At 62.1% G+C, this 11,737-nt stretch carries 12 protein-coding genes and 3 tRNA genes; 2 read left to right on the forward strand and 13 right to left on the reverse strand.

Annotated features, from left to right (window positions below; translation table 11 throughout):
- From AC1D1P_RS05410 to pip, 11 genes are all read right to left on the reverse strand, one after another.
- Nucleotides 1–540, reverse strand: a 540-nt coding sequence (locus AC1D1P_RS05410) for a hypothetical protein (protein WP_477672312.1), incomplete at its 3' end; no start/stop codon positions are given.
- 134 nt (nt 541–674) lie between these two features.
- Nucleotides 675–751: transfer RNA gene (locus AC1D1P_RS05415), tRNA-Asp, on the reverse strand.
- A 104-nt stretch (nt 752–855) separates the two neighbouring features.
- A tRNA-Glu gene (locus tag AC1D1P_RS05420) sits at nt 856–931 on the reverse strand.
- Nucleotides 932–1,014: 83 nt separating this feature from the next.
- Nucleotides 1,015–1,090: transfer RNA gene (locus AC1D1P_RS05425), tRNA-Ala, on the reverse strand.
- 74 nt (nt 1,091–1,164) lie between these two features.
- The gene (gene gltX / locus AC1D1P_RS05430; protein ID WP_477672313.1) at nt 1,165–2,559 is read right to left on the reverse strand and encodes a glutamate--tRNA ligase; all 1,395 of its coding nucleotides are present in this window, start codon (nt 2,557–2,559) and stop codon (nt 1,165–1,167) included.
- Between the two features lie 8 nt (nt 2,560–2,567).
- On the reverse strand, nt 2,568–3,782 hold the full coding sequence (locus tag AC1D1P_RS05435) for an O-succinylhomoserine sulfhydrylase (protein ID WP_477672314.1): 1,215 nt from the start codon (nt 3,780–3,782) through the stop codon (nt 2,568–2,570).
- A gap of 2 nt (nt 3,783–3,784) precedes the next feature.
- The gene (gene purF, locus AC1D1P_RS05440; RefSeq protein ID WP_477672315.1) at nt 3,785–5,314 is read right to left on the reverse strand and encodes an amidophosphoribosyltransferase; all 1,530 of its coding nucleotides are present in this window, start codon (nt 5,312–5,314) and stop codon (nt 3,785–3,787) included.
- Between the two features lie 34 nt (nt 5,315–5,348).
- Complete coding sequence (locus AC1D1P_RS05445) at nt 5,349–5,834, reverse strand: CvpA family protein (protein WP_477672316.1); 486 nt, start codon at nt 5,832–5,834, stop codon at nt 5,349–5,351.
- 11 nt (nt 5,835–5,845) lie between these two features.
- Nucleotides 5,846–6,637, reverse strand: coding sequence for an SPOR domain-containing protein (locus AC1D1P_RS05450; protein WP_477672317.1), 792 nt, complete (start codon nt 6,635–6,637; stop codon nt 5,846–5,848).
- 91 nt (nt 6,638–6,728) lie between these two features.
- Nucleotides 6,729–8,045 (reverse strand): bifunctional tetrahydrofolate synthase/dihydrofolate synthase, encoded by a 1,317-nt coding sequence (folC, locus tag AC1D1P_RS05455; RefSeq protein WP_477672318.1) that lies wholly within the window; start codon nt 8,043–8,045, stop codon nt 6,729–6,731.
- Between the two features lie 132 nt (nt 8,046–8,177).
- Nucleotides 8,178–9,149: a prolyl aminopeptidase gene (gene pip, locus AC1D1P_RS05460; protein WP_477672319.1), complete on the reverse strand. Its 972-nt coding sequence runs from the start codon at nt 9,147–9,149 to the stop codon at nt 8,178–8,180.
- 189 nt (nt 9,150–9,338) lie between these two features.
- Between pip and AC1D1P_RS05465 the strand changes: the two genes are divergently transcribed.
- Nucleotides 9,339–9,683, forward strand: a complete 345-nt coding sequence (locus tag AC1D1P_RS05465) for an ArsC family reductase (RefSeq protein WP_477672320.1) — start codon at nt 9,339–9,341, stop codon at nt 9,681–9,683.
- A gap of 206 nt (nt 9,684–9,889) precedes the next feature.
- Nucleotides 9,890–10,594, forward strand: a complete 705-nt coding sequence (locus tag AC1D1P_RS05470) for a glycine zipper 2TM domain-containing protein (RefSeq protein ID WP_477672321.1) — start codon at nt 9,890–9,892, stop codon at nt 10,592–10,594.
- 75 nt (nt 10,595–10,669) lie between these two features.
- On the opposite strand, the gene AC1D1P_RS05475 is transcribed toward AC1D1P_RS05470, so the two are convergent.
- Nucleotides 10,670–11,440 (reverse strand): anti-sigma factor, encoded by a 771-nt coding sequence (locus AC1D1P_RS05475; RefSeq protein ID WP_477672322.1) that lies wholly within the window; start codon nt 11,438–11,440, stop codon nt 10,670–10,672.
- On the reverse strand, nt 11,440–11,737 hold a 298-nt coding region (locus tag AC1D1P_RS05480), incomplete at its 5' end, for an RNA polymerase sigma factor (protein WP_477672323.1). The genes AC1D1P_RS05480 and AC1D1P_RS05475, both read right to left, overlap by 1 nt.

The following is an 11,737-nucleotide window of genomic DNA, read 5'->3' on the forward strand; positions in this document are numbered from 1 at the left end:
GAAAGCGGACAGATCGCGCATTGTTTCTTGCAGAGCTCGCGAAAATCCCGAGAACACATGGAAAGTGGGCAACGCTTTCTGATATTGCTCCTCAAGAAACGCGTCCGCTTCGAGAAAAGCTTCGAGCGTATTGGGCGCGATGCGATCAAGAAAATGATGGACGAGATGGTTGCGCTGCTCGACCATCAGCTCCCAGTTCTTTCGATGAAGCTCACGGGCCTCTTGGTCCACCTGGAGCCGAAATGAAAAAGACACCCAAGGCTTGTCCAGTTGCGTGGGTTCCGCCGAGCTCTCGGCCTCGTCCGACAGAATGTCATCTAGAAACTGTTCAACCAGCAGCCCAAGCATTTGCTTTGTGATCTTGCGACTTCGATCCTCCCTAAACTGCGCTAGCTCGTTCAAGGTGCCCGAAGCCCTCGCGTTCGCCAGTACAAATTTCAGATGCCCCTCGATCTGCTGATAGAGAAGTAGGTTTCGACCAATCTTTCGCTGGACGGCATCTTTAGCTGCAGTCTTGGCGGTCTCGCTGTCATCATTCATTGCAGTTCCCCCGCGAATGATTATGGGCAATAAAAAAGCCGCTGCGAAATCGCAGCGGCTTTTGATAGTTGCTTTGCTAGTTGAGAAGTGATAAAGTAAAAAGCTTTTACCAATCAACAACTTACAAGCATAACTGGCGGAGTGGACGGGACTCGAACCCGCGACCCCCGGCGTGACAGGCCGGTATTCTAACCAACTGAACTACCACTCCTGGTAGTGACAACATTCGCTCTTTCGAGCCAAGTCGCTTGGCCCTTGCGGGCCGGCGGTTGTCAACTTGCGCCTTGGACATCACACACAAGGTGCGATGAATGCTGGCGACCCTAAGGGGATTCGAACCCCTGTAGCCACCGTGAAAGGGTGGTGTCCTAGGCCTCTAGACGATAGGGTCAAAACCTTGGAACTTCCGGATGAGCCCCTGCTTTCACATGGGCCCACAAAACTTCAAATTCTTCCCGACTAACTTTTAACTTTTGGTGGAGGTAAGCGGGATCGAACCGCTGACCTCTTGCATGCCATGCAAGCGCTCTCCCAGCTGAGCTATACCCCCGTCAAGTTATTGAGGTTTCCCTGCAATTGTCGAGCCTTGAATTATAGCCCGAAAAATTGGCCTATTTCAAATCCTCAAACAAGCTTGAGCCGGGAGACCACATCTTCGCGCTTCATGAGCTCCAGAATCGCGTCGAGGGACGGGGTTTGCGGCGTGCCCATGACCAGCACGCGTACGGGCATTGCCAGCTGCGGCATCTTCAGGCCGGTGTCGGCCAGCACCTGTTTGATGGCGGCCGAGATCGCGGCCTTGCTCCACTCGCAGGCCACCAGGGAACTGCTCAGTTTTGCAATGGCCGGGCGCACTGCCTCCGTGACGTGCGTGCTGATGTCCTCAGCACTGGGCTTGCCCCCGGTCACCAGCAGTTGCAGCCAGCCGGCCAGCTCTACGAGTGTGCTGCAGCGGTCTTTAAAAAGCCCGCAACCGCGCGTCACCCATACCGGGTCCACGCCGGTAATGCCTTGGGCAGCCAGGAAGGGCTGCACCAGCGTTGCCAGTGTGTCATCAGGAGTGGCCTTCAGGTGTTGGGCATTGACCCAGCGCAGCTTGGCTTCGTCGAACTGCGCGGCGCTCTTGCCCAGGTGATCAAGGTTGAACCATTCAATGAATTGCTCGCGGCTGAAGATTTCGTCGTCGCCGTGGCTCCAGCCCAGGCGCGCCAGGTAATTGACCATGGCGTCGGGCAAATAACCTTCGGCGGCGTACTGCGTCACCGGCTTGGCGCCGTTGCGCTTACTGAGTTTTTCGCCCTGCTCGTTGAGCACGGTCGGCAGGTGGGCGTACACCGGAGGCTCTTTACCCAGGGCCTTGAAGATGTTGATCTGGCGCGGCGTGTTGTTCACGTGGTCGTCGCCGCGGATCACGTGGGTCATGGCCATGTCGATGTCGTCGACCACCACGCAAAAGTTGTAGGTCGGCGTACCGTCGGGCCGCGCGATCACCAGGTCGTCGAGTTCGTCGTTGCTGATCTCGATGCGGCCCTTGACCTTGTCGTCCCAGACCACACTGCCGCCCTGCGGGTTCTTGAAGCGCAGCACCGGCTGCACGCCTTCGGGCACGGGCGGCAAGGTCTTGCCGGGCGCCGGGCGCCAGGTGCCGTCATAACGCGGCTTCTCCTTGGCGGCCATCTGCTTTTCGCGCAGGGCGTCGAGCTCGGCCACGCTCATGTAGCAGGGGTAGACCAGGCCATCAACCTGCATCTGCGCAAGCACGGCCTTGTAGCGGTCCATGCGCTGCATCTGGAAAAACGGGCCCTCGTCGTGGTTCAGGCCCAGCCAGCGCATGCCTTCGATGATCACATCGACGGCTTCCTGGCTGGAGCGCTCGACATCGGTGTCTTCGATGCGAAGAACGAAGTCACCGCCAGTGGCGCGCGCAAAAGCCCAGGGGTACAGCGCTGAGCGGATATTCCCGAGGTGGATGAATCCTGTCGGGGAAGGAGCGAAACGGGTTCTTGTTTTTTGGGTCATTGAGGCAGTCATACGATAAGGCTCAGGCCGCGGGAGAGGTCGGCCTTGATGTCGTCTACGTGGTCCAGCCCGACGGCCACGCGAACCAGGCCCTGGCCTATGCCGGCGGCCTGGCGCTGCTCTTCGCTGAGGCGCCCGTGCGACGTGGTGGCGGAATGGCTGATGATGGTTTTGGTGTCACCCAGGTTGGTCGCAATGCTGAGCACCTGCGTGCTGTTGATCACCTTGAAGGCATTGGCGCGTGCCGCTTCCGGTGTGTCTCCACGCACGTCAAACGACAGCACCGCGCCACCCAGTCCCGATTGCTGGCGCATGGCCAGCTCATGCTGGGGATGCGATTCAAGACCGGGGTAATAAACGCGCGCAACCGCAGGCTGCGTTTCAAGCCACCTGGCAACGGCCAAGGCGTTGGCGCTCTGTGCCTGCATGCGGATGTTCAATGTCTCCAGTCCCTTGAGCACGACCCAGGCGTTGAAGGGCGCGAGCGTCATGCCGGCGGTGCGCACGATCGGGCCGAACACATCAACGATGAGTTTGGACGAGCCGCAGAGCGCACCCGCCATCACACGGCCCTGGCCGTCCAGGTATTTGGTGCCGGAATGCATGATGAGGTCGGCGCCGAATTCCACCGGACGCTGCAGCGCCGGTGAGCAAAAGCAGTTGTCCACCGCAAGCAAGGCGCCCACGCTGTGCGCCAGATCAGCCAGTGCCCGGATGTCGCAGACTTCGGTCAGCGGATTGGTCGGGGTTTCAGCAAACAGCAGCTTGGTGCCGGGTCGCAATGCAGCCTTCCACTCGCTCACGTCGGTCTGTGACACAAACGTGGTTTCAACGCCGAACTTCCCGAACTCGCGGCCTATCAAGGCGATCGTCGAGCCAAACATCGAACGCGAGCAAATGACGTGATCGCCGGACTTCAACAGCCCCATGCACATCATCAGGATCGCGCCCATGCCGGTCGAGGCGCCGATGGCGGCTTCGGTGCCCTCCATCGCGGCCAGGCGACGTTCAAAGCTTGTAACCGTCGGGTTGGACGTGCGGCCGTAGGTGTAGCCTTCTGTCGGGTCGGCAAAACGCCGCGCCGAGGTCTCGGCATCAGGCTGCACAAAGCCGCTGGTCAGGTACAGCGCTTCGGAGTTTTCACCGTGCTGGCTGGGCTCCAGCGCCACGCGCACGGCCAGCGTATCGCGGTGCAGGTTGTCAGGCAGTTTTCTTTTCGTCATGCTCAGGCTTCTTGCGGATTGGGCAGCGCCAGGCGGGACACGTCCACGTCACCGTCTTCACCGATTTTCTCGGCGGTATCGGCGCGCTGGGAATTCATCGCGGCGATGGTCTCTGCAGTYACGTCGCCCGTGATGTAAACGCCGTCAAAGCAGGAGGCGTCAAAGCCGTCGAGCTTGCCATTGAGCGAGCCTATGGCGCGCTTCATGCCTTCCACGTCCTGGTAGATCAGCGCGTCGCAGCCAATGACTTCACGGATTTCTTCAATCGTGCGGCCATGGGCCACCAGCTCATCAGGCGTAGGCATGTCGATGCCGTACACGTTCGGATAGCGCACCGGCGGCGCAGCGCTGGCAAGGTAAACCTTGCGCGCGCCCGCGTCACGCGCCATCTGCACGATCTCGCGGCTGGTGGTGCCGCGCACGATGGAGTCGTCGACCAGCAACACATTGCGGCCCTTGAATTCGCTGGCAATCACGTTGAGCTTCTGGCGCACGGACTTCTTTCGCACGCCCTGCCCCGGCATGATGAAGGTGCGGCCCACGTAACGGTTCTTGACGAAACCTTCGCGGTAAGGAATGCCCAGCAAGTGTGCGAGCTGTGTGGCACTCGGCCGGCTGGATTCGGGGATCGGGATGATCACATCGATCTCGCTGGGTGGCACGGTGGAGACCACGCGTTTGGCCAGCGTCTCGCCCAGGTTCAGGCGGGCCTGATAGACCGAGATGCCGTCCAGCACCGAGTCGGGGCGCGCCAGGTACACAAATTCGAAGATGCAGGGGTTGAGCTTGGCGTTGGGTGCACACTGCTCGGCGTGCACCTTGCCCTCCAGGTCCACATACACGGCTTCACCCGGCGCAATGTCGCGCTCGAACTGGTGCGAAGTGCCTTCCAGCGCCACCGATTCGCTGGCCACCATCACGGTCGTGCCGTCTTCGTTCTGCCCGTGCCCTATGCACAGCGGGCGGATGCCGAACGGGTCACGGAACGCCAGCAGGCCGTGGCCGGCGATCAGCGCCACCACGGCATAAGAGCCCTTCACACGCTTGTGCACACCGCGCACGGCGGCGAACACATCAACCGGCTTGAGCGGCAGGCCGCGTGTGGTTTTTTCGAGTTCGTGCGCCAGCACGTTGAGCAGCACTTCAGAGTCGCTGTCGGTGTTGATGTGGCGATGGTCGGTATTGAAAAGCTCGGCCTTCAGCTCGGCCGCGTTGGTCAGGTTGCCGTTGTGCGACAGCACGAGGCCGAACGGCGCGTTGACGTAAAACGGCTGGGCCTCGTCTTCGCTGTAGGCGTTGCCTGCCGTTGGGTAGCGCACCTGGCCCAGGCCCACCGTGCCCGGCAGTGCGCGCATATTGCGGGTGCGGAACACATCGCGCACCATGCCCTTGGCCTTGTGCATGTAGAACTTGCGCCCCTGCTGCGTGACGATGCCCGCAGCATCCTGGCCGCGATGCTGCAGCAGCAGCAGGCCGTCATAAATCAGTTGATTGACCGGGGCTTTGCTGACGACGCCGACTATCCCGCACATGGTGTTCCGATCATGATGAGTTGACTCTTCAAAGTTAAATTAAATACTTGGCAAACTGTTCGGGCAATACCGGCTTCAGGGCCTTGAGCGTGGCCGTCAACACCGGCGCGCCCTTTGATTCCCGCCACCAACTGCTGGACTTCAGCGCCGTCATGTCGATCACAACGGTCGCGGCCAGCAGCAAAACAATTCCGCGCAACACACCAAAAGCGGCTCCGAATACTCTGTCCACAGGCGCCAGGCCGACGGCAGCTACCAGCTTCTTCACCACAAAGGCCAGCAGCCCTGCCGCGAACACGGCGGCGATAAAGATCAGCACAAACGCCGCCGCATAACGCACCGGGTCAGAAGCAGACTGCACTGGCAAGCGGRTGGCCAGGTCGGGCGCAAACCATTGCGCCACAAAAAACGACACCACCCAGCCCAGCACCGACAACACCTCATACACCAGCCCGCGCCATGCGCCTAACAGCATGGAAAAACCCAGCACCCCCAGCAAAATCCAGTCAACAGCCGTCACGAAACTACTAATTACAAGGTCAGGATGGCAGCGGGTAAATCAAGGCCCTTGATCTTGGTCGCCGCCTTGTCGGCCTCGGCCTTGGTGGCAAACGGGCCCACGCGGACCCGGATGCGCTTGCCGTCTTTGGTTTCCGCCACTTGTGTATAGGTTTTGAGGCCTGCCTTTTCCACCTTCAGGCGCGCTTCGCGGGCCTTGGCCACATCGGCAAACGCGCCGACCTGAACCACAAAACGGCCATCCGCCTCGCTGGCAGACGGTTTGGCGGCCGGCACAGCGGTGCCGTTCAGCAGCGCGGCGGCGCGCGTGGCGTCATCGTTCGCAGCGGGCTTGGCTGGCTTGGGTTCCGGTTTGACCGGGGGCTTCACCTCGGGTTTGGTTTCCGGTTTTGCTTCATTTTTGATAGCTGCTGGCGCAGATGCAGCAAGGGCTGGAGCCGGTTTTGATGAAAGAATTTCTTCCTTTGGCGCCAGACTGGCGTCAGCGGTTACTTTTTCGGCGGGCTTGTCGGCCACCTTGGGGGCAGATGCGGAAGTGGCTGCAGGGGCACCAGGCCCGGGAATCACCAGGGGCTTGACCGTGCCCTTGCCGGGAATTTCAATCGGGATGTCGACCGGAATGGGCCTGGGCTGGGTGTCAAACAACAGCGGGAAACCCAACACGCCGATCAGCACCAGCACGGCAGAACCGATCAGCCGGTGTTTGGCACGCTTGCGGATCACTTCCACGCTTTCCGTTTGAGCGGCTGACCCGGCATTGGAGGCAGCGTTGGAGCCGCCCCGGCGGAAGTTGAAAAACGGCATGGTGTGGCTTGGATCCGATAAGGGGTGACGTTAACGGTGAACGTAGGCTGACGGCCCCTCTGAATACTTCAACGGGCCGGTTTGTCCTGCATCAGGTGGCCAGGTGCGGGGCCGAAAGACGCGGCACACCGTCCTTCAAAATGCCGCCCACCGTGTAGAAGGAGCCGAACACGACAATTCTATCAGCGGGGGTTGCGGCCCTGACCGCCGCCTGCAGCGCCGCTTCGGGGGATTTGTAAGTGCCGGCGCTTGCATCAGGCCGGGTATTGGCCGCCGTCCACCTGACCTGCAAATCCTCGGCAGAAGCGGCCCGCGGCGTCGGCAAATCGGTGAAATACCACTTATCGATGAGCGGTGACACCCGCGCCAGCATGGGAGCCAGGTCTTTGTCGGCCATGGCACCGAACACGGCGTGTGTGCAGGGGTAAAAGCCCATGGCATCGAGGTTTTCGGCCAGCGCAGCCACCGAATGGGGGTTGTGCGCCACATCCAGCACCAGCGTGGGCTGGCCCGGCACGATCTGGAAGCGCCCCGGCAACTCGACCATCGAAAGCCCGTTGCGCACCGCCTGGGCGGTGACCGGCAGGCGCTCACGCAAGGCCGTCAGCGCCGCCAGCACGCCTGAAGCGTTGACAAGCTGGTTGGCGCCGCGCAGCGCCGGATACGCCAGCCCGGCATACCTGCGCCCGCGCCCTGCCCAGCCCCACTGCTGCTTGTCGCCCGAGAAATTGAAGTCCGTACCAAAGCGCCACAAGTCAGCACCTACTGCGGCGGCGTAATCAATGATGCTTTGCGGCGGCACCGGATCACTCACGATGACCGGCTTCCCGGCGCGCATGATGCCGGCCTTTTCGCGGCCAATGCTTTCACGGTCGGAGCCCAGGTATTCCATGTGGTCCAGGTCGATGCTGGTGATCACCGCGCAGTCGGCGTCCAGCATGTTGACTGCGTCCAGTCGGCCACCCAGGCCGACTTCAAGGATGACCACGTCCAGTTTGGCGTCGGCCAGCAGTTGCAGGATGGCCAGTGTGGTGAATTCAAAGTAAGTGAGCGAAATCGCGTCACCGCCCTGCGTGCGCGCCGCCTCGACGCGCGCGAACTGGGTCACCAGGTCTGCCGCACTGACGATGTCGCCGCGCACCCGGCAGCGCTCTTCAAAATGCACCAGGTGCGGCGAAGTGAAGACGCCGGTGCGGTAGCCGGCCTGCAGCAAGATGGCTTCAAGCATCGCGCAGGTCGAGCCTTTGCCGTTGGTGCCGGCCACCGTGATGACGGGGCAGCCAAAGGCCAGGCCCATGCGCCTGGCCACAGCGCTGATGCGCGTCAGGCCCATGTCGATGCCGACGGGGTGCAGATGCTCGCAGTAAGCGAGCCAATCATCGAGAGTGTTGAGTTGCGGTTGTTCCATACAGCCCACCATTGTCGCAGGGGGTTGCACACCCCGTCGACGCTCACTTGCGTGTAGCGTCTTCCCCCTTGCAGGGGCGACGCCTGCGGCCGGCAAAGCCGGACCGCGGCCCCTGCTGAAAAAAAGCGGGGGTCAAGCGGCGAAGCGATCGGTGGCGGCTATAAGCTGGCGCAGGATGCCGGGTTCGTTGAAGGCGTGGCCGGCGTTGTCGACCATGTGGAATTCAGCCTCCGGCCAGGCGCGGTGCAGGTCCCACGCGGTTTTGGCCGGCGTGGCCACGTCGTAGCGGCCCTGCACGATCACGCCGGGAATCCCGGCCAGCTTGTGCGCGTCGCGGATCAACTGGCCCTCTTCGAGCCATCCGGCGTGCACAAAATAATGGTTTTCGATGCGGGCGAACGCCAGCGCAAAGGCGTCGTCCCCGTGCTGCGCGGTAAAGGACGGGTCGGGCAACAAGGTAATCGTCTGGCCTTCCCACAGGCTCCAGGCGCGGGCAGCCGCCAGTTGCGCGGCGCGGTCAGCGCCCACCAGGCGTTTGCGGTAGGCGGCAATCAGGTCGCCGCGCTCTGCCGGGGGAATGGGTTTGACGAATTCTTCCCACAAATCAGGGAACAACCAGGACGCCCCCTCCTGGTAGTACCAGAGCAGCTCGGCGCGGCGCAGCGCAAARATGCCCCGCACRATGAGCGCCGACACKCGGGCCGGATRGGCYTGSGCRTAAGCCAGYGCCAGYGCGCTGCCCCAGGAGCCGCCGAACACCAGCCAGCGCTCCACACCCAGCAGGGTGCGCAAGCGCTCGATGTCGGCCACCAGGTGCCAGGTCGTGTTGTTTTCCAGTGAGGCACTGGGTCGGGAGCGGCCGCAGCCGCGTTGGTCGAACAGCAGCATGCAATAGCGTTCGGGATCAAACAGGCGGCGATGCTCGGGCGAGCAGCCCGCGCCCGGACCACCATGCAAAAACACCGCCGGCTTTCCTTGGGGGTTGCCGCATAGCTCCCAATACACCGAATGGCCGTCACCGGTTTCAAGAATGCCCGTGCGGAAAGGTTCGAGAGGCGGGTAAAGAACGGCGGGGGCAGTGCGCGTGGCTGAAGCAGCGGTCATGAGGCAAGGCATCCATACAAAAAAATTGGGCCGGTCGGCGTTCTTCATTATTCCAGCCTTGCCAAAAGGCTCGCCTACGCGTCCAGGCCCTTGCCTGCCTTCGCAGAAACGCTACCAATTTGATAGCGGCTTGCGCAAGTCCCGCTTGGCCGGAAGGCCTATTTACCTTAAATCTGCGAAAATCAGGCCATGATCATTCTTTACGGCATCCCCAATTGCGACACCGTCAAAAAGGCCCGCGCATGGCTCGGCGGAAAAGGTGTCGACTATCAGTTTCACGATTTCAAGAAGCAGGGCGTGCCGCCCGACCAGCTGGCGCGATGGGCCCAGGCGGCAGGATGGGAAAAGCTGTTGAACCGCCAGGGCACCACCTGGCGAAAGCTGGATCCGGCGTTGCAGGCAGGCGTGCATGACAGCGCCAGCGCCCAAACGCTGATGCTCGCCAACCCCAGCGTCATCAAGCGGCCCGTGGTGGACTGGGGCAAGGACATCACCGTCGGTTTTGACGCCCCAGGCTGGGCTGCGAGGGTTTGAACGCACGGCAGGCCGACCGGTTACGTTTTGCAGCCTGTTTTGCCTCCAACGGGATTAAAAGGGCAGCTTTACCGTCGATTTACCGAACTCCGCGCCCCAAAATGACTCTGACTTACTAAAATTACGTTTGCCACCCGAGCCATCACCCGACCAGGGTGAGCCCTTTGGCGGTGCAACTTCAGCCACGTGCTGAAAAGGGTTGAATCATGAAAAAAGCGCTTGTTCTCTCYGCTCTTGCTGCCGCCTCCGGGTTGGCWGCTGTACCCGCCTCCGCCATGGACATCCTGGCCCGGGTGATTTCAAGCACGCCGGTGGTGCAGCAAGTGGCCGTACCGCGCCAGGTCTGCAGCAACCAACCCGTCGTTGTCCAGCAACCGAATTCGGGCGCAGGTGCGCTGATGGGCGCCCTTGCGGGCGGTGCAGCCGGTAACGCCATCGGCAATGGCGGCGGCCGTGCGGTTGCCACCATGATCGGGCTGGTAGGCGGCGCCATCGTTGGCGACCGCATCGAAGGCTCAAACAACCAGGTTCAAAACGTGCAGCAGTGCACGACACAAACCTATTACGAAAACCGCCCCAGCCACTACAACGTGGTGTACGAATACCAGGGCACGCAGTACAGCACGCAGATGGCCACCGACCCTGGCCAGTATGTGCGCCTGCAGGTCACACCGGTCGGCGCCATGGCACCGGCGCCGCAGACCTTCCAGTCTGCGCCCCAGCAGCCCCAGACCTATGTGCAGCCGGCACCCCAACCGGTGTACGTCCAGCCTGCTGTGACTTATGTGGAGCAGCCGGTGGTTTACCCGGCTTACTACCCCCGTCCCTATTACCAGCCCTACTACGCGCCCATCGGCCTTTCGCTGAACTTCGGTTACAGCCGGGGCTATGGCCACCACCACTGGCGCTAAGACCAACTGGCGGGCTGAACAAAAAAGGGGCGTTGTCAACGCCCCTTTTTGCTGTCCGCGAATATTCGACTGTTGCTATTTGGGCGTTTCAATCAGGGCACCCTTGAACAGCACCGGCCCGGTCGGCCCGCTGCCCGGCGGCACGCCACCCTTGGGCTCCAGCGTGATCGCCAGCGTCGGCACCTGRCGCATGTMGGTRCCYGCGGCCGTCAGGCGAACCACGGGGTCCGCACTCATCACACCCAACGATTTGGGCGCCGCGCCGGGCGGCAAAGCCCAGAGTTCCAGGGACTTGTCGGGCTGCTCCCTGAAACCACCTACACGCTTGAGCACCAGCGTTTTGTTCTTCGGGTCAAACGTCACCAGCAGCGACGCCGCAGCCTTGTCATCGGTCAGCACGGCCACGTATTCGATCTCGGGGGTGGCTGTCAGTTTGGCGGTCAGCTCGCTCACCTGCCCGCTCAGCCGGCCGTTCACGTTCAGCCCCACGACAACCGCCGCCGCAGTCGCGAGTGCGCCCGCCACAGCCCCGCCGCGCCACAGGCTCAGGCTGGACCACCAAACCATGGCACTCGGAGCGACCCGCGCCGCCTGCATGGCACGCGCCTCCTTGTCGGCCCTGACCAGGTTTTCAATGCGTTTCCACACGGCGGGGCTGGGCGCCGCCTGCGGCTGCAGCTCAGCCACCGAAGACAGCCGGCTTTGCCAGACCAGCGCCGCAGCACGCAAGGTCGCGTTGTCACGTGCCAGCGTCTCAAACCGGCGACGCGCACCGCCGCGCAAGGTGCCCAGCGCGTAGCTGGCCGCCAGTTGGTCCATCAGGGCGGGGTTGTTCTGGATATTCATTACGCGAACCTCGCCATGCAGCCGCGAAGCTGTTCAAGTCCGCGCCGGATCCAGGTTTTAACGGTACCCAAGGGCAGCTTCAGCTGCTCGGCCAGCTCGCCATGGCTCAAATCCCGCAGGTACGCCAGGCTCACCACTTCACGCTGTTTGTGTTCCAGCTGACCGAGGCACTGATGCAGGGCCCAGGCCTGTTCGCTGGCCTGTGTCGTGTCCATCGGGTTGGGCGAGTCGCCGGCCACGGTGTCGGAAATCACGTCGTCGAGTTCCTGCATCAGGTCGGCCCGGTCCGAAGCCCGG

The organism is Polaromonas sp. P1_E1_2 (assembly GCF_056406035.1).

Excerpts from the sequence above, each read along its gene's own strand:
- gltX (WP_477672313.1), bottom strand. The coding sequence starts at position 2,559 with ATGACCCAAAAAACAAGAACCCGTTTCGCTCCTTCCCCGACAGGATTC.
- AC1D1P_RS05435 (WP_477672314.1), bottom strand. The coding sequence starts at position 3,782 with ATGACGAAAAGAAAACTGCCTGACAACCTGCACCGCGATACGCTGGCC.
- AC1D1P_RS05450 (WP_477672317.1), bottom strand. The coding sequence starts at position 6,637 with ATGCCGTTTTTCAACTTCCGCCGGGGCGGCTCCAACGCTGCCTCCAAT.
- folC (WP_477672318.1), bottom strand. The coding sequence starts at position 8,045 with ATGGAACAACCGCAACTCAACACTCTCGATGATTGGCTCGCTTACTGC.
- AC1D1P_RS05465 (WP_477672320.1), top strand. The coding sequence starts at position 9,339 with ATGATCATTCTTTACGGCATCCCCAATTGCGACACCGTCAAAAAGGCC.